The 16,554-nt window shown below is 58.6% G+C and carries 15 protein-coding genes and 2 tRNA genes; 10 read left to right on the top strand and 7 right to left on the bottom strand.

What is annotated here, in order from left to right; all coding sequences use genetic code 11:
* Positions 1 to 146 precede the first annotated feature (146 nt).
* Entirely contained in the window at positions 147 to 1,337 is a 1,191-nt protein-coding gene (gene fdhA / locus FCH38_RS00650; protein WP_174372546.1) for a formaldehyde dehydrogenase, glutathione-independent, read from the top strand.
* Positions 1,338 to 1,431: 94 nt separating this feature from the next.
* On the opposite strand, the gene FCH38_RS00645 is transcribed toward fdhA, so the two are convergent.
* On the bottom strand, positions 1,432 to 2,091 hold the full coding sequence (locus FCH38_RS00645) for a TetR/AcrR family transcriptional regulator (RefSeq protein ID WP_174372545.1): 660 nt from the start codon (positions 2,089 to 2,091) through the stop codon (positions 1,432 to 1,434).
* Between the two features lie 111 nt (positions 2,092 to 2,202).
* On the opposite strand from FCH38_RS00645, the gene FCH38_RS00640 reads away from it, so the two are divergent.
* Entirely contained in the window at positions 2,203 to 3,576 is a 1,374-nt protein-coding gene (locus tag FCH38_RS00640; RefSeq protein WP_174372544.1) for a cytochrome P450, read from the top strand.
* Between the two features lie 69 nt (positions 3,577 to 3,645).
* Here FCH38_RS00640 and FCH38_RS00635 read toward each other — a convergent pair whose 3' ends face one another.
* The 3 genes from FCH38_RS00635 to FCH38_RS00625 form a co-directional block, all read right to left on the bottom strand.
* Positions 3,646 to 3,849: a DUF3126 family protein gene (locus FCH38_RS00635; protein WP_003502851.1), complete on the bottom strand. Its 204-nt coding sequence runs from the start codon at positions 3,847 to 3,849 to the stop codon at positions 3,646 to 3,648.
* 120 nt (positions 3,850 to 3,969) lie between these two features.
* The gene (cysE, locus tag FCH38_RS00630) at positions 3,970 to 4,794 is read right to left on the bottom strand and encodes a serine O-acetyltransferase (protein ID WP_174372543.1); all 825 of its coding nucleotides are present in this window, start codon (positions 4,792 to 4,794) and stop codon (positions 3,970 to 3,972) included.
* 200 nt (positions 4,795 to 4,994) lie between these two features.
* The gene (locus FCH38_RS00625) at positions 4,995 to 5,771 is read right to left on the bottom strand and encodes an alpha/beta fold hydrolase (RefSeq protein ID WP_174372542.1); all 777 of its coding nucleotides are present in this window, start codon (positions 5,769 to 5,771) and stop codon (positions 4,995 to 4,997) included.
* A 170-nt stretch (positions 5,772 to 5,941) separates the two neighbouring features.
* Between FCH38_RS00625 and FCH38_RS00620 the strand changes: the two genes are divergently transcribed.
* Together FCH38_RS00620 and FCH38_RS00615 are read left to right on the top strand one after the other, a co-directional pair.
* On the top strand, positions 5,942 to 6,187 hold the full coding sequence (locus tag FCH38_RS00620) for a zinc-finger domain-containing protein (RefSeq protein WP_045016369.1): 246 nt from the start codon (positions 5,942 to 5,944) through the stop codon (positions 6,185 to 6,187).
* A 28-nt stretch (positions 6,188 to 6,215) separates the two neighbouring features.
* The gene (locus FCH38_RS00615) at positions 6,216 to 7,397 is read left to right on the top strand and encodes an FAD-dependent monooxygenase (protein WP_174372541.1); all 1,182 of its coding nucleotides are present in this window, start codon (positions 6,216 to 6,218) and stop codon (positions 7,395 to 7,397) included.
* Here FCH38_RS00615 and FCH38_RS00610 read toward each other — a convergent pair whose 3' ends face one another.
* A complete protein-coding gene (locus FCH38_RS00610; protein WP_174372540.1) occupies positions 7,398 to 8,585 on the bottom strand; it encodes a cystathionine beta-lyase in 1,188 nt (395 codons plus the stop codon).
* Between the two features lie 375 nt (positions 8,586 to 8,960).
* Here FCH38_RS00610 and FCH38_RS00605 point away from each other — a divergent pair, with 375 nt between their 5' ends.
* From FCH38_RS00605 to FCH38_RS00580, 6 genes are all read left to right on the top strand, one after another.
* On the top strand, positions 8,961 to 9,983 hold the full coding sequence (locus FCH38_RS00605) for an amino acid ABC transporter substrate-binding protein (RefSeq protein ID WP_174372539.1): 1,023 nt from the start codon (positions 8,961 to 8,963) through the stop codon (positions 9,981 to 9,983).
* 108 nt (positions 9,984 to 10,091) lie between these two features.
* Entirely contained in the window at positions 10,092 to 11,288 is a 1,197-nt protein-coding gene (locus FCH38_RS00600) for an amino acid ABC transporter permease (RefSeq protein WP_174372538.1), read from the top strand.
* 3 nt (positions 11,289 to 11,291) lie between these two features.
* Complete coding sequence (locus FCH38_RS00595) at positions 11,292 to 12,449, top strand: amino acid ABC transporter permease (RefSeq protein WP_153513765.1); 1,158 nt, start codon at positions 11,292 to 11,294, stop codon at positions 12,447 to 12,449.
* 11 nt (positions 12,450 to 12,460) lie between these two features.
* The gene (locus FCH38_RS00590; protein ID WP_046800084.1) at positions 12,461 to 13,234 is read left to right on the top strand and encodes an amino acid ABC transporter ATP-binding protein; all 774 of its coding nucleotides are present in this window, start codon (positions 12,461 to 12,463) and stop codon (positions 13,232 to 13,234) included.
* 328 nt (positions 13,235 to 13,562) lie between these two features.
* Positions 13,563 to 13,637 (top strand) — tRNA-Glu (locus tag FCH38_RS00585).
* Positions 13,638 to 14,086: 449 nt separating this feature from the next.
* Positions 14,087 to 14,161: transfer RNA gene (locus FCH38_RS00580), tRNA-Glu, on the top strand.
* 128 nt (positions 14,162 to 14,289) lie between these two features.
* On the opposite strand, the gene recJ is transcribed toward FCH38_RS00580, so the two are convergent.
* The gene (recJ, locus tag FCH38_RS00575) at positions 14,290 to 16,098 is read right to left on the bottom strand and encodes a single-stranded-DNA-specific exonuclease RecJ (RefSeq protein ID WP_236776552.1); all 1,809 of its coding nucleotides are present in this window, start codon (positions 16,096 to 16,098) and stop codon (positions 14,290 to 14,292) included.
* Positions 16,099 to 16,201: 103 nt separating this feature from the next.
* The gene (locus FCH38_RS00570; RefSeq protein ID WP_174372537.1) at positions 16,202 to 16,426 is read right to left on the bottom strand and encodes a hypothetical protein; all 225 of its coding nucleotides are present in this window, start codon (positions 16,424 to 16,426) and stop codon (positions 16,202 to 16,204) included.
* Between the last annotated feature and the right edge of the window lie 128 nt (positions 16,427 to 16,554).

Here is a 16,554-nt window from a genome sequence, read left to right as displayed (position 1 = left end):
GAGAGCCGGTGTCGTTGCGGCTATAGGCGTTGTCGTATTCCCGACCGCCACATCGCCCGCCAAATGGTTTGCTGCACATCTATGGATTCACCCTGTCCGCGGAGGAGCGGGCGGGTGTTTGTGTTCAACCCGAGGAGGAGATGGATATGAGCAGGAACAGAGGCGTCGTTTACCTGAAGCCCGGACAGGTCGAGGTCCGCGACATCGATGACCCGAAGCTCGAGGCGCCAGATGGCCGCCGTATCGAGCACGGCGTGATTCTGAAAGTAATTTCGACGAATATCTGCGGCTCCGACCAGCACATGGTGCGCGGCCGCACGACGGCGATGCCGGGCCTCGTTCTCGGCCATGAAATCACCGGCGAAGTCGTCGAAAAAGGCGTCGATGTCGAGATGCTGGAAATCGGCGACATCGTCTCGGTGCCCTTCAACGTCGCCTGCGGCCGCTGCCGCTGCTGCAAGTCGCAGGATACCGGCGTCTGCCTGACGGTGAACCCGTCACGCGCCGGCGGCGCTTATGGTTATGTCGATATGGGCGGCTGGATCGGCGGACAGGCCCGTTATGTCACCATCCCCTATGCCGACTTCAACCTTCTGAAATTCCCCGATCGCGACAGGGCGATGTCGAAGATCCGCGACCTCACCATGCTGTCTGACATCCTGCCGACCGGTTTCCACGGCGCGGTCAAGGCTGGCGTCGGTGTCGGCTCCACGGTTTATGTCGCAGGCGCCGGCCCGGTCGGTCTTGCCGCTGCCGCCTCAGCCCGAATTCTCGGTGCAGCCGTCGTCATGGTTGGTGATTTCAACAAGGATCGCCTTGCCCACGCCGCCCGCGTCGGTTTCGAGCCCGTCGATCTGTCCAAGGGTGACCGGCTGGGCGACATGATTGCCGAGATCGTCGGCACCAACGAAGTCGACAGCGCCATCGACGCCGTCGGTTTCGAAGCACGCGGCCATTCCGGCGGCGAACAGCCGGCCATCGTTCTCAACCAGATGATGGAAATCACCCGCGCCGCCGGCTCTATCGGCATCCCCGGTCTATACGTCACCGAAGATCCCGGCGCGGTTGACAATGCGGCGAAACAGGGCGCCCTGTCCCTGCGTTTCGGCCTTGGCTGGGCCAAGGCGCAGTCCTTCCACACCGGCCAGACGCCAGTGCTGAAATATAACCGTCAGCTCATGCAGGCGATCCTGCATGACCGCCTGCCCATCGCCGACATCGTCAATGCCAAGATCATCGCACTCGACGATGCCGTGCAGGGCTATGAAAGCTTCGATCAGGGCGCGGCAACCAAGTTCGTGCTCGACCCGCACGGCGATCTTTTGAAAGCGGCCTGACGCCTGCGGTGAACAGGCGAGAATGATAAAACGCCCGCGACACATCCTGTCGCGGGCGTTTTTGCATGGCCAAGCATGTCTCCGGCCGGAGATATTACTCTCCGCTCTCGGCAAGCGCTTCAAGCTCGGCCACCGCCTCAGCGGAAAGATAAGGCCTGAACAGGCTGGAGACCTGCTGCAGCCCCCAATCCAGCTGCTGCTGCCCGAATTCGCTGACGCCTTCCTGCAGATTGAGATAGGCCGCCCAATAGGTCGAGACGATCCACAGATTCGTCAGAACCGCGTCGCGCTCGCTCTCGGGAATAGTCACCAAACCCGCATTCTGCATGCGGCCGACAATGTCGCCAACCGCCAGCCGCATGGCGGCACTTATGGTTCTGACCGGTTCCACCAGTGACGGTGCCAGTGCGATCAGGCCGACCAGATCGCGAAACAGAAAGCGGTAGTTCCACACCAGCGAGAACCATTGCCGAAGAAAACCGGCATAGGTGGCCGCCGCCCCCTCGTCTGCCCCGTCAACGGTTGCGACCAGCATCATCGCATCGGCTTCGAACCGCGCAAACAGCGCGAGAACCAGCGACTCCTTGGTGCGGAAATGATAATAAAGATTGCCCTCGTTAATATCGACCGCAAGGGCGATCTCGGCCGTCGTTACGCGATCAGGCCCGCGCCCGTTGAACAGCTCAAGGGCGGCCTCCAGAATTCTGTCCCGCGTGCGCGCTCTGCGTGGTGGCTCTGCCTCATTGCTCTTCATCAAAATCTTGCCCCGCCATTGAAACCTAAGGCATGTACCTTAAATACCTAAAATAAGGTATGCACCTTAACAGCAAAATCCCGTTGTTCAAACGTGAATAAGGAGCTGTCGATGATCGGAACTGGCCTTCACACCCCGCCCATGGATGAGACCGGGGCAGAGCCCCTGTCAAAACTCGCCACGGCGCGTCTTGCAATCTCGCTTGTCCGTAATCCGTTAAAGGCTTTACCACCGGATATTTTCAGCGAACCGGCGGTTTTCACCCGGCTTGGCGGCACGATGCGCGTGCACCTCGCCGATCCCGTACTGATCCACGAGGCTCTGGTGAAGAACGCTCATGTGCTTGGCAAGGGTGAAGATGTGCGCCGGGTGCTCGGCCCCGCGCTCGGACAGGGTCTTCTGACCGCCGATGGCGACCACTGGAAATGGCAAAGGCAATCCGTGGCCGCCGCCTTTCGGCATGAAAAGCTGCTGGAATTGCTGCCTGTCATGATCGAGACGGCGCGGCGCACGCAAGCGCGCTGGCGCTCCCCTTCAATTGGCGACATCGATATCGGCCATGAAATGATGCGCACCACCTTCGACATCATCGTCGAAACCATGATGTCCGGTGGATACGGCATCGATATCGCGCGTGTCGAACAGAGCATTACCGATTATCTGAAGCCGACAGGCTGGACCTTCGCGCTCGCCATGCTCGGCGCACCGGAATGGCTGCCCCATCCCGGCCGACGCAAATCCCGCGCCGCCGTCGATTATCTGCGCGCCAGCCTTGCAACGGTGATCGCCGGCCGGCGGCAAAACCCCAGCGACCGAACCGATCTTGTCTCCATGCTGCTGGAAGCCAAAGACCCTGAAACCGGACGCATGATGAGCGATGAGGAAATCATCGACAATCTTTTGACCTTCATCACCGCCGGCCATGAAACGACGGCGCTCGGTCTTGCCTGGACCTTCCACCTTCTGTCGCAGAACCCTGAAGCGGAAAGAAAAGTTATCGAGGAGATCGAGGCCGTCACCGGCGGAGGGCCTGTCGCGGCCGAACATATCGCCAATCTCACCTATACGAGACAGGTGTTTTCGGAAGCGATGCGGCTTTACCCGCCTGCCCCGGTCATCACGCGCACCGCGCTGCAGGATTTCAGGCTCGGAGAGCACGACATTGCAGCCGGAACGGTTCTTTATGTGCCAATCTATGCCGTGCACCGGCACGCCACATTGTGGGATGAACCCGAACGCTTCGACCCGTCACGTTTCGAGCCCGACAGGGTCAAGGCGCGCCACCGTTATGCCTATATGCCCTTCGGCGCCGGCCCACGCGTCTGCATCGGCAATGCCTTTGCCATGATGGAGGCCGTGGCAATCCTTGCGGTTCTTCTGCAGACCGTCCATCTCGAGAACAGGTCCGCTACTGCGGCGGAGCCGCTGATGCGGGTGACATTGCGGCCGCAGGACCGGCTGATGATGAAGATCACCCAGCGCTAAAACAAATCGCCCGCGGTGTGATCACCGCGGGCGACTATTGTTGCTGAATATGTCACCTGAAGGTGACGATCACAGATCGACGTCGAGGATCGCCATGGAGAAGTTGTACGAGCGGTCGCCGTCTTCGTCATCGATGTAGACGACGCCGAGAAACTCTTCGCCAAGATACACTTCGGCGGAATCGTCTTTGCGCGGACGCGCCTTGACAATCATCTTCTCGTTGAAGGTGCGCTTGAAATAGGCGTCGAGTTTTTTGATTTCGTCGGCTTTCACCAGTATTCTCCTGTGCGGTTCGGGTTGGGCCGCTTTTGGCATGGGACAAAGGCCAAAGTAAAGTGAAAGCGGCGCATCATCCGTGTCTTCCACACGGACGAGCGCAATATTCACGACCTGTCAGATATCGGCCCCGATAACCTGGTCCATCAGACGCGAGGGTTCCGAACACCCTGCTTCTCCCACCACACGCGCCGGCACGCCGGCCACGGTGGTCTTCGGCGGAACCGGTTTCAACACCACCGAACCGGCGGCGATGCGCGAGCAGCTGCCAATCTCGATATTGCCAAGAATCTTGGCGCCCGCCCCGATCATCACGCCATTGCCGATCTTCGGATGGCGATCCGCCCCCTCCTTGCCGGTGCCGCCGAGCGTCACCCCATGCAGGATGGAAACATTGTCACCGATGACGGCGGTCTCACCAACCACCAGCCCGGTGGCATGGTCGAGGAAGATACCCTTGCCGATGCGCGCGGCCGGATTGATATCAGTCTGGAAAATGCTCGAAGAGCGGCTTTGCAGGTAAAACGCAAAATCCCTGCGGCCCTTCGCAAGCAGCCAATGCGCAAGGCGATGGGTCTGGATGGCATGGAAGCCCTTGAAATAGAGGAGCGGCTCCATAAAGCGCGTGCAGGCGGGATCGCGATCATAAACGGCCTGGATATCGACACGCAGCACACTGCCCCATTCCGGCCAGTCATCCAGCATGTCCTGAAAGGTCTGGCGCAGAAGCACGGCCTGCATGTCGGGATGATCGAGGAGTTCGCAGATACGATAGATCACACATTCTTCGAGAGATCGGTGATTGAGGATCGTCGAATAAAGAAAAGCGGAAAGCAGCGGGTCCTGAGCTGCGGCGCTACGCGCTTCATGCAGCAGGCTGCCCCAGATCGGATCGACGATCGCCAGCTGTTCGGGCTGACGGGCCTCGGTACGTGCGACCATGAATGGTCTCCTCGTTTGCAGTGGTCGTTCTTTATACAGAAAAAGACGCGCATTAGAAATGGGATTCGAATGACGACTTTAAAGGCGGCAAGGCTTCAGTTTTTCTTCATGCAGCATGAAAAACCGTTTCTTGGCCGTCCTGAGCGTTGCCGCATTTCCGGACGGAAAACCGGGCTCACTTTTTTTGGAAATGCTCCAGATCAAAGGCTGCGGTAAAATCCCAGCACCGCCGCCTTGAACACCCGGTCGCCAACGGCCAGCATATGGTCGCGGCCGGGAATGTCGATCGCCCGCGCATGCGGCATGATCGCGGCAAGTTCTGCGCCCGATCCGGCAATATCGTCATTCGTTCCGACCGCAATCAGTGTCGGCACATCGATCTTTGCCGCCTGTTCGCGGGTCACGAGAACCCGTGAGGTCTCGATACAGGCGGCAAGCGCCAGCCGGTCGCTTTTTGTCTGGTCGGCAAAGGCCCGGAACATGCGGCCGCGCTCATGGGTAACCACATCGAGCGATGGCGCAAGAAGCGCCTCGGCGATCGGATCCCAGTCGCCCACACCTTCAACCATGCCGATGCCGAGCCCGCCGAACACCAGCGAGCGCACACGCTCCGGATGGGCCATGGCGAGGAAGGCCGAAATGCGCGCGCCCATGGAATAACCCATCACATGCGCTTCCGCGATGCCGAGATGATTGAGCAGCGCCACTGCGTCACCGGCCATGACAGGCGGATAATAGGCGTCAGAATCATGCGGCTTGTCGCTCGCACCATGGCCGCGATTGTCGATGGCGATCACCCGGTAGCCCGCATCACCAAGCGTCTTCAGCCAGCCGGGATGCACCCAGTTGACGTTCGCACTGGAGGCAAAGCCGTGGATCAGCAAAACCGGATCGCCCGCCGGATCGCCCTCGTCGAAATAGGCGAGGCGCAGGCCGTCATGGGAAAAATCGGAAAATTGCGGCACGTTGAGATTCATCAAGGACATCCTTTTTGCCGGACCATATGGCAGGAAAGCACAAGATTGAACATGTTTTCCTGACGATTTTTATGGAGATGCAATGCGTTTGAGGCTACATATCCGCAACGAAGAGCCGCTGCGCGACGACGGATTGCGGCTCGATAACGATATTGCATTTGGAGACGAACATGGCCGGGCATTCCATTCCCCACTTCCAGAACGATGGCGGACACAGCGTAATCGAGATCGGCGTCAAGGAATTCATGTGCACCGGCGCTTCCGTGCCTTTCGACCACCCGCATATCTTCATCGATATGGGCGACGACAACGAGAAGGTCTGTTCCTACTGCTCCACCCTTTTCCGTTACAATCCGTCGCTGAAGGCCGAGCAGACCAATCCTCCGGGCTGCGTCTTCCACGTGAAGGCCGCCTGACCTCCACTTTTGCTGATCGGGGCGCGATATGCCCATAAAATCCGTAGCCATTGTCGGTGCCGGCATCGCCGGTCTCACCGCTGCCCTTTCCTTTGCCCGGCACGGTATCGATTGTGACATCATCGAGCAGGCAGGCGAGCTGACGGAAGTCGGTGCCGGCCTGCAGCTCTCCCCCAACGCCGCCCGCATTCTCGCGCAACTCGGCGTGTTGCCCGAGATCGAGGCGCGCTGGACCGAACCGGTCAGCGTCGATCTCGCCTCCGGCAAATCGCTGGCCACGTTATTGTCGCTGCCGATGGGCGCGGTGGCCCGCACGCGCTGGGGCGCACCTTATGGCGTGCTGCACCGCTCGACGCTGCAAAGCGCACTTCTGAATGCGGTAAAGGATAATCCGCTCTGCCGCCTGCATCTCGGCAAGCGCATCGAAAACGCGACAGTCGATGTCATCGCCGCAACCACGTTCCGCGATCACGACCTGATCGTCGGCGCCGACGGCGTCTGGTCAGCGGCCCGCTTTGCCGTGCCCTCCGCGCCCACGGCCACCTTTTCCGGCAATATCGCCTGGCGTTTCACCGTGACTGAAAATGATGTGCCTTCCGCCATCAACAAAAGCGCCGTCACCGCCTATCTCGGTTCAGGCGGCCATATCGTCGCCTATCCGCTGAAGGAAGTCGGCGGTTTCAATATCGTCGCCATTGCGCTTGGTGCCGATCCCGGCGCGACATGGCGGGCCGAATCGAGCGGGCAGCAGAAGGCCATGCTGCTCGAACAGTTTCGCGGCTGGAGCCCGGAACTGCTACGGCTGCTAAAAAAGGCTGAGAAACCCACCTTCTGGCCACTCTATCAGGCCGGCCCCGGACGCTGGCACAATGGCCGCGATACCGTGCTGATCGGTGACGCGGCGCACGCGATGATGCCGTTCGCGGCACAAGGGGCGGCCATGGCAATTGAGGACGCGTTTGAACTTGCGGGAACAATGGCAGGCAGCGGCGGCGGAGCCTCCCTGCCCGTGCCCCAAGCCCTTGCCGCCTTTGAGGCTCTGCGCCTGCCGCGCATAGAAAAGGCCCGCAAGCGGGCCTCTCTCAATCGTTTTGCCTATCATGCGAAAGGCCCGGTCCGTATTGCCAGAGACTTCGTATTTTCCACACGTCCCACGGAAGCCTTCATGAGCGACTTCGACTGGCTCTACGGCTATCACGCAAAGGGCTGATTAAACCTCAGCCGCGGCTGCGAAGCCGACCTCCAGGTCCTTCTTCAGATCGGCTATATCTTCAAGCCCGATCTGAAGCCGGATGACCGGACCTCCCGACGGCCCCTTGGCGACGGTCCTGTCGATGAGCGATACCGAAACCGCAAGCGATTCGTATCCGCCCCAGGAATAGCCAAGCCCGAAGAAGGTCAGCGCATCGAGAAACGCTGCCGCCACCTGCTTGTATTTGCCCTCTTCCGCCTTCAAGACGAAGGAGAAGACGCCGCTCGCGCCCTTGAAATCACGCTTCCAGAGTTCATGCCCGGCAAAGCTCGCCAAGGCAGGATGCAGAACACGCACCACGTCGTCACGGCTCTCCAGCCACCCAGCGATATCGAGCGCGCTTTTCTGGTGGTGTTCCAGCCTGATGCCCATGGTGCGCATGCCGCGCAGGATCTGATAGGCGTCGTCAGACGTGACGCAGATGCCGAGATTGGTATTGGCCTGATAAAGCGCCTTCCAGTGTTTTTCATTGGCCGAGACGAAGCCCATCAACACATCGGAATGCCCGGAGGGATATTTGGTGGCGGCATGAATGGAAACATCGACCCCGAAATCGAGCGGCTTGAAATAGAGCGGTGTCGCCCAGGTATTGTCCATCGTGACCACACAGTCATGCCTGTGGGCGATCTCCGTGATCAGCCGGACGTCCTGAATCTCAAACGTATTGGAACCCGGCGCTTCCAGATGCACAAGCTTGGTATTCGGCCGGATCAACGCCTCGATGCCCGTCCCGATCGCCGGATCGTAATATTCGATCTCCACACCGAGCTTCTTCAGCATCGTGTTGCAGAAGCGGCGTGTAGGGAAATAGACGGAATCGACGACAAGCGCATGATCGCCCGCCCCGAGATAGGCAAGGAACGGCACGGTGATCGCCGCAAGGCCCGACGGCACGAGGATAGTTCCGAACGAACCTTCCAGCTCGTTGACGAGATTGCACAACGCATCCGTCGTCGGCGTGCCGTGGGTGCCATAGGTATATTTCTGGTTTTCGGTCGAAAGCGTTTCCGCGTCGGGGAAAAGCACGGTCGAGCCGCGCACGATGGGTGGATTGACGAAACCGAAACAGTCCGCAGGATCGTTGCCGCCATGGGTCAGGCGCGTATTCACACCTGCGGCGGAAAGCAGGTCATTTGTCTTGGTCATTTCAGATCAGCTTTCGAAGGAATATTGACGCGTGCGACAATGCTGAGAGCAGAAGGCAAGGTCAACCCCCGGAAAGTCTCGCCGAATGGCTCGATTGATCCATCGCAAAGCAGAATACAAGAAGTATACAAAAATCGTGCAAGTGCAAATTTTCGCAAAAATATGCTTATATTTTCACCCTTTGCACACTTCCCGACCAAAATTTCGAAAATTCCGTTTTATAGGCACAATTATCGCCGGCATGTCTTGACCCCGCTGCCAATTGCGATTGTGATAGAAAAAGCGGATCGAAAAGGTCTTGCTGAAGGGGGAGCTGGGGTAAAACAAACATGCCGGTCCTCTTCCATCGACGATAACAAACAAAGGTTGGGAAAAATGAAAAAGGCAATTCTGTCAGCCGCTATCGGCGCAGCAGTTTTGGGAGGAGCCTCGGTCGCTTCGGCTGCGACGCTTCAGGATGTGAAGTCGAAAGGTTTCGTCACCTGCGGCGTAAGTGCCGGCATTCCGGGATTTTCCAATCCCGATGACAAGGGCGAATGGTCCGGTATCGACGTGGACTATTGCCGTGGTATTGCCACAGCGGTTTTCGGTGATCCGTCGAAGGCGAAGTTTGTTGCTCTTTCGAGCAAGGATCGCTTTCCGGCTCTCCAGTCCGGCGAAGTCGACGTTCTGACCCGTAACACCACCTGGACGATCAGCCGCGACACGTCGCTCGGCTTCAACTTCCGTACCGTCAACTATTATGACGGTCAGGGCTTCATCGCCAAGAAGGGCCTCAACGTGAAGTCCGCGCTTGAGCTTTCCGGCGCCGCCGTCTGCGTTCAGACCGGCACCACCACCGAGCTCAATCTCGCCGACTATTTCAAGACCAACAATCTGCAGTACAATCCGGTCGTCTTCGAAAAGGAAGCCGACGCGACATCCGCCTATGATTCGGGCCGTTGCGACGTCTACACCACCGACCAGTCCGGTCTTTATGCCATCCGCCTCAAGCTGAAGAACCCGGAAGACAACATCGTTCTGCCGGAAGTCATCTCCAAGGAGCCTCTTGGACCGGCCGTTCGTCAGGGCGACGACCAGTGGTTCGACATCGTGACCTGGGTTCACTACGCCATGGTCAATGCCGAGGAACTGGGCATCACTTCCAAGAACGTCGATGAGCAGAAGACCAGCGCCAACCCCGATATCAAGCGTCTGCTTGGCACCGAGGAAGGCACCAAGATCGGTACCGATCTCGGCGTCACCAACGACTGGGCTTACAACATCGTCAAGCTGGTGGGTAACTACGGCGAAGTCTTCGACCGCAACGTCGGTGCCGGTTCGCCGCTGAAGATCGAGCGTGGCCAGAACGCGCTGTGGACCAAGGGCGGCCTGCAATACGCACCGCCGGTCCGTTGATCGGCCCCATCATCGGCTAGATCATGACAGGAGGCTGGGCAACGCCCGGCCTCCATTTAAAATTATATAAATAAGCTCGCAAAGAGCATATAAAAGGGAAAGGTGCCTATGGCAGGCAACGCGGTCAGTTCGCAACGATCGCGCGCGCAAAGCGCGTCGTCACTTATCAACGATCCACGCATACGCGGAATTTTCTATCAGGTTCTGACAGTCGTCATCCTGACCGCCTTCGTCTGGATCATCGTGACGAATACGATCACCAATCTTCAACGGTCAAACATTTCATCCGGCTTCGGCTTCCTCAATGGAAGAGCCGGTTTCGATATCGGCCAGTCGCTGATCGCTTACACCAGCGATGCGACCTATGGCCGGGCATTGCTCGTTGGTATTCTCAACACGATCCAGGTTGCATTTTTTGGCATCATCGCCGCCTCGATCATCGGTTTCATCGTCGGCATCGCCCGGCTGTCCAGCAACTGGCTGATCTCGAAACTCGCGCAGGCCTATGTGGAAATCTTCCGCAACATCCCGCCGCTGCTCGTCATCTTCTTCTGGTACAAGGGCGTCATTTCCGTTCTGCCGCAGGCGCGCGATTCACTGGAGCTGCCGCTTGGAAGCTATCTCAACAATCGCGGCTTCTTCTTTCCCAAGCCGCTATGGGGAGAAGGCACCTGGCTGATACCGCTCGCCTTTCTGGTCGCAGTCGTCATCAGCGTGCTTGTCTATCGGTGGGCGAAGGCGAGACAGGAACAAACCGGTCAGCAATTCCGCACCGGCATCACCGCCACACTTCTCATCATCGGCCTTCCGGCCGCGACATTTCTGGCGCTCGGCTCACCGCTGACATTCGACTTCCCGATTGCCGGGCGGTTCAACCTGTCGGGCGGCGCAGTCGTCGCACCTGAATTCATGTCGCTGTTCCTGGCGCTTTCCTTCTACACCGCCTCCTTCATCGCCGAAATCGTTCGCGGTGGCATCAAGGCCGTGGCAAAGGGCCAGACGGAAGCTGCGGAAGCCCTGGGGCTTCGCTCCAGCACGACGACGCGTCTGATCATCGTGCCGCAGGCGATGCGCATCATCATCCCGCCGCTGACAAGCCAGTATCTCAACCTGACCAAGAACTCGTCGCTTGCGGTCGCGGTCGGTTTTGCCGACATCGTCTCCATCGGCGGCACGATCCTGAACCAGACGGGTCAGGCAGTCGAAGTCGTCGCGATCTGGCTCGTCATCTATCTCTCGCTGTCCCTGCTCACGGCCGTGGTCATGAACTGGTTCAACGCGAAAATGGCCCTGGTGGAGAGATAATCGATGACATTAAGCAACCACGCTTTTGTGCGACAGACCATCGAGGACGCCAGACCCGCTCCTTCGAGCGCCGTCGGCTTCGGCCATTGGCTGCGCACCAAACTTTTCGCCACACCGAAGGACACCGTCCTTACGGTTCTCGCCCTCGCCTTTCTGGCTTATCTTCTGCCGCCGGTGGTGAAGTGGCTGTTCATCGATGCCGTATGGACCGGCAGCGATCGTATTGCCTGCCTCACCGCCTCGCAGGGCGGCGCGCTTCCGGACGGTCAGTCCGGGGCATGCTGGGCATTCGTCTCGGCAAAACTCGGGCAATTCATCTTTGGCCGTTATCCGCTTGACGAACGCTGGCGTCCCATCCTCGTGATGGTGACGTTCGCCATCCTGCTCGTGCCGATGCTCATCCCGAAAGCGCCCTTCAAGCGCCTCAATGCGCTGGCGCTTTTCATCATTCTGCCCTTCATTGCGTTTTTCCTGCTCATCGGCGGCGTCTTCGGCCTGCCGAAGGTGGAAACGCAGCTCTGGGGCGGCCTGATGGTCACCCTCATCCTGTCATTCTTCGGAATAACGGTGTCCCTGCCTTTCGGCATTCTTCTGGCACTCGGTCGCCGGTCGAATCTGCCGGTCATCAAGATGCTCTGCGTGCTCTTCATCGAAGTCATCAGAGGCATTCCGCTGATCACTGTCCTGTTCTTCGCCAGCATCATGCTGCCGCTGTTCCTGCCCGACGGCTGGACCTTCGACAAGTTCCTGCGTGCGCTCGTCGGCGTGTCGCTGTTCTCCTCGGCCTATATGGCGGAGGTGATCCGCGGCGGCCTGCAGGCCATTCCCAAGGGACAATATGAAGGGGCGGATTCTCTCGGCCTGAACTACTGGCAGAAAACGCGGCTGATCGTGCTGCCGCAGGCGCTGAAGCTCGTCATTCCGGGCATCGTCAACACCTTCATCGGGCTGTTCAAGGATACGTCGCTGGTTTCGATCATCGGCATGTTCGACCTGCTCGGCATTGTCACACTCAACCAATCGGATGCGAACTGGGCGACACCCGTCACCGCCATGACTGGATATATTTTCGCAGGCTTCGTATTCTGGATATTCTGCTTCGGCATGTCGCGTTATTCGCTGTTCATGGAACGGCACCTCGACACCGGGCATAAACGATAAGGGACGCTCAAATGGCAGAAAACCAAGCAAAAAAACTGGCCGTCTCGACAACGGACGTGGCAATCGAAATCACCGGCATGAACAAGTGGTATGGCGATTTCCACGTGCTGCGCGATATCAATCTCAAGGTCATGAAGGGCGAGCGCATCGTCATCGCCGGTCCTTCGGGATCGGGTAAATCGACGATGATCCGCTGCATCAACCGGCTGGAGGAACACCAGTCGGGCTCAATCCAGGTCGATGGCATCGAACTGACCAACGACCTGAAGAAGATCGATGAAGTCCGTCGCGAAGTTGGCATGGTGTTCCAGCACTTCAACCTCTTCCCGCATCTGACCATTCTCGAAAACTGCACGCTGGCGCCGATCTGGGTTCGCAAGATGCCCAAGAAGGAAGCCGAAGAAGTGGCGATGCACTATCTGAAGCGCGTCAAGATCCCCGAGCAGGCACACAAGTACCCCGGTCAGCTTTCCGGCGGTCAGCAGCAGCGCGTGGCGATTGCCCGCTCGCTGTGCATGAAACCGAAGATCATGCTCTTCGACGAGCCGACATCGGCGCTCGATCCGGAAATGGTCAAGGAAGTGCTCGACACCATGGTCGGCCTTGCCGAAGACGGCATGACCATGCTGTGCGTGACCCACGAAATGGGCTTCGCCCGCCAAGTCGCCAACCGCGTCATCTTCATGGATCAGGGCCAGATCGTCGAACAGAATTCGCCCGCCGAATTCTTCGACAATCCGCAGCACGAGCGCACACGCCTGTTCCTCAGCCAGATTCTGCACTGAGAAATAGCAATCGGTGACAATAAAAGACGGGGCTGCAAAGCCCCGTTTTTTTTATGACGTAGAGACGCATGGCTGCGGCGACCCATCCCGCATGGGAGCAAAAAAATGACACCGCGAAACAAGACAGATACGGCGATTCTTACGAAACGCCGCCCGAGGAGACGCTGAAACAGCGCTCGCCCCGTTTCTTTAACCATCTGTTACGAAACAGGAATCCTTGTTTTGCAGGCAGTCTGGCGATCAATGTCATTTTTTTGTCAAATCATGCATTTTTCCGCTTGCAGACCTTCGGGAGCCTGACTATAAGGGCGCCACACCGCAAGTGTACGCGCCCTTCGTCTATCGGTTAGGACGTCAGATTTTCATTCTGAAAAGAGGGGTTCGACTCCCCTAGGGCGTACCACTTGCTGTCGTGTTCCCCTCCTTCAAAATGCATCGATATCCTTTCCGTGTGCGAATTCGTCGCACGTGACTGATGCGTCGGAACCGATTTCCGCTCGGTACGTTAGATTGCTGTCCCCCCGATGGAAGGCAAGCCGGGTGAACCGCCAGCGAGCAGATCGACGGGCTTGCCTTTCCCCATCTGCCAGATGACAGCGCCTGTTCGATCCCGCCGGCAGAGGATGCCAGCTAAGGGATAAAAACGACGTCTCCCACCTCCCACGACGAAAAAAAGCATTGCCGACGTGCGGTGATAGGGGCGATATTTCAAAGCTTTGGCCCGATGCGGCGCAGTTTTCCACAGCCCTTCGGACTTCCTCAAAAAAACTCGCCACGAAGCGAAAAAAATCAATTTTTCCGCTTGCAGACCTTCGGGAGCCTGACTATAAGGGCGCCACACCGCAAGTGTACGCGCCCTTCGTCTATCGGTTAGGACGTCAGATTTTCATTCTGAAAAGAGGGGTTCGACTCCCCTAGGGCGTACCATTGCTTCTCCTTGAAAATCAGTGGTTTGTATAAAAAACTTCACGTGACACGTGAACCTATGGACAATTGCCGTTTGCGGCTCGTCCTTCACTTTTCTCTGTAAATTTTTTGCTCGATCCACAAACCCGTCAGGGCGCGAAAGCCGCGTCCAGAACGCGCAGCTGCACACGCCTCTGGCCCTGCCAGAGATCGGCACCCACGGTGCCTGCAACATGGATGGACCTACCACGCGCATTCAGTAGCATCTGCCCCAGAGGAGCCTCCGCAGCGCGGAATGCGATACCGTCCAGCCGTGAGCCATCCATGGCCTCCAGCGTGATCTTGACATGGGCAGTGCCGACAAGGCGCACGTCGCGCAGGCGATGGGCCGGAACGGCAAAGATCGGCTGCGAGTGGCCCGATCCGTAAGGACCGGCCTGCTCCAGCTGGTCGACAAGCTGCAATGTCGCGCCCGACGCACCAATGGCGCCATCGATCTTCAGCACGCTGCTTTCCACCAATTCGCTCACCGTCTTGACGGCCGCTTCTTCAAAGAACGTCCGGAGCTTGCCGAGATTGGCGCGCTCCACCGTCAGCCCGGCCGCCATGGCGTGACCGCCACCCTTGACCAGCAATCCCGCATCCACGGCGGCACGCACCATCCGGCCCATATCGAAACCATTGATCGAACGGCCGGAACCGGTGCCCCTACCGGAGGGATCGAAAGCAATCGCAAAGGCCGGACGACGGAAACGATCCTTCAAACGGGAAGCGAGCAAGCCGACGATGCCTGGGTGCCAGTTCTCCCGAGCCGTGACGATGACACCGGCCCCAGACCCGTCACCATATTCGAACAATGCCTCCGCTTCAGCCTCCGCCAGCATCACTGCTTCCATCGCCTGCCGTTCGCGGTTCAGCTCATCCAGCCGCTCCGCAATCACTTCCGCCTGCGAAGAGTCCTCGATGGTCAGCAGACGGCTGCCGAGAGCGGCGTCGCCGATACGGCCGCCGGCATTGATGCGCGGCCCGATCAGGAACCCGAAATGATAAGGCGTCACCGGCCCGCCAAGCCCTGCCTTCTTGAACAGCGCAGCGAGGCCGGGATTGTTCATGTGGCGCGCAGCAATCAACCCCTTCACCACATAGGCGCGGTTCAGCCCCTTCAGCGGCACCACATCGCATACCGTCGCGAGCGCGACTATATCGAGCAGCGACAGCAGATCGAGCGTAAAGGCCTGCCTGTTGCGTCTGTCTTTCAAAAGCCGCAGCGTGGCGACCAGCACGAGAAACACCACGCCGGCGGCGCAGAGATGCCCCTGCCCCGAAAGATCGTCCTCCCGGTTGGGATTGACCAGCGCCACGGCCGGTGGCAATTCCGAACCAACTTGGTGGTGATCGATCACCACCACGTCGGTGCCCGCGTCCTTGGCGGCTTGCAGCGATTCATGGCTGGTGGAGCCGCAATCAACCGTCACGATCAGGGTTGCGCCATTGGCGGCAAGCTGCTGCATCGCTGCCGGGTTCGGCCCGTAACCTTCAAAAATCCGGTCAGGAATATAGATCTCCGGCGTCAGCCCGAAATGCGCGAAAAACCTATACATCAATGCGGAAGAAGCAGCCCCGTCGACATCGTAATCGCCGAAGATCGCCACCTTCTCACCGGTCTCGATGGCGCGTACCAGCCTCTCGGCCGCCTTCTCGCAATCGGTCAGCATATGCGGATCAGGCATCAGCGAGCGGATGGTGGGATCGAGAAATGCAAGCGCATCATCCACGCCTACTCCGCGCCCGGCGAGCACGCGGGCGATGAGTTCGGGAATGGCGTGGACCTGGGACATGGCCAACGCACGGTTCTGTCCGGCCTGATCCAGCCGCGACACCCAGCGCTGCTCTGTCGCCGACCGCTCCACGCTTAAAAATGCGCGGGCCACGGTATCGGCCGGCTCCATCATTGCCATTCTGTCCATTCGTCCTGTCATGCGCGTATATCGGCGCTTTAATACTTAGAACGGGCTAAATGGCGATGGCGCGTTTTTCAAGCAAAAACGCGCTTTGCGGGTTTCACACCGAGAAAATCGAGAAAAATGGGCTGACGATCGATACCGCACCAACCAGAAGCAGCAGCGAGAACACGGCAAGCGAACACCAGTTCCGCTCATATTCGGCCATATCGAATTCCATGCTGCGAATATTGTCGTTGGCAGTGTGAGGCCGCGCCCGATGATGGGCGACCGGAACGTCTGCGCGCTTATTGTCCTTGAACAGGATGATCGATGTCACGGCCACGCCTCCCTCGCTTTGGTGAACAGGATTAACCATAGGACCGAATCGTGTCGTATTCCAGCGGTTCTGCGGCTGTTTTTCTTAAATTTTATGACAGCAGAAACGTTAAATCCCGGAACGGTTTTTTGAAC

Origin of the sequence: Agrobacterium tumefaciens, assembly GCF_013337285.1 — a bacterium.
In the GTDB taxonomy this organism is placed as follows: Bacteria; Pseudomonadota; Alphaproteobacteria; order Rhizobiales; family Rhizobiaceae; genus Agrobacterium; species Agrobacterium burrii.
Note: the sequence above shows the minus strand (reverse complement) of the source record. Positions and strands in the feature narration are given on the sequence as shown.

Coding starts and splice junctions, on each gene's coding strand:
- fdhA (WP_174372546.1), top strand. CDS start 147: ATGAGCAGGAACAGAGGCGTCGTTTACCTGAAGCCCGGACAGGTCGAG.
- FCH38_RS00645 (WP_174372545.1), bottom strand. CDS start 2,091: ATGAAGAGCAATGAGGCAGAGCCACCACGCAGAGCGCGCACGCGGGAC.
- FCH38_RS00640 (WP_174372544.1), top strand. CDS start 2,203: ATGATCGGAACTGGCCTTCACACCCCGCCCATGGATGAGACCGGGGCA.
- cysE (WP_174372543.1), bottom strand. CDS start 4,794: ATGGTCGCACGTACCGAGGCCCGTCAGCCCGAACAGCTGGCGATCGTC.
- FCH38_RS00625 (WP_174372542.1), bottom strand. CDS start 5,771: ATGAATCTCAACGTGCCGCAATTTTCCGATTTTTCCCATGACGGCCTG.
- FCH38_RS00620 (WP_045016369.1), top strand. CDS start 5,942: ATGGCCGGGCATTCCATTCCCCACTTCCAGAACGATGGCGGACACAGC.
- FCH38_RS00615 (WP_174372541.1), top strand. CDS start 6,216: ATGCCCATAAAATCCGTAGCCATTGTCGGTGCCGGCATCGCCGGTCTC.
- FCH38_RS00610 (WP_174372540.1), bottom strand. CDS start 8,585: ATGACCAAGACAAATGACCTGCTTTCCGCCGCAGGTGTGAATACGCGC.
- FCH38_RS00605 (WP_174372539.1), top strand. CDS start 8,961: ATGAAAAAGGCAATTCTGTCAGCCGCTATCGGCGCAGCAGTTTTGGGA.
- FCH38_RS00600 (WP_174372538.1), top strand. CDS start 10,092: ATGGCAGGCAACGCGGTCAGTTCGCAACGATCGCGCGCGCAAAGCGCG.
- FCH38_RS00595 (WP_153513765.1), top strand. CDS start 11,292: ATGACATTAAGCAACCACGCTTTTGTGCGACAGACCATCGAGGACGCC.
- FCH38_RS00590 (WP_046800084.1), top strand. CDS start 12,461: ATGGCAGAAAACCAAGCAAAAAAACTGGCCGTCTCGACAACGGACGTG.
- recJ (WP_236776552.1), bottom strand. CDS start 16,098: ATGGCAATGATGGAGCCGGCCGATACCGTGGCCCGCGCATTTTTAAGC.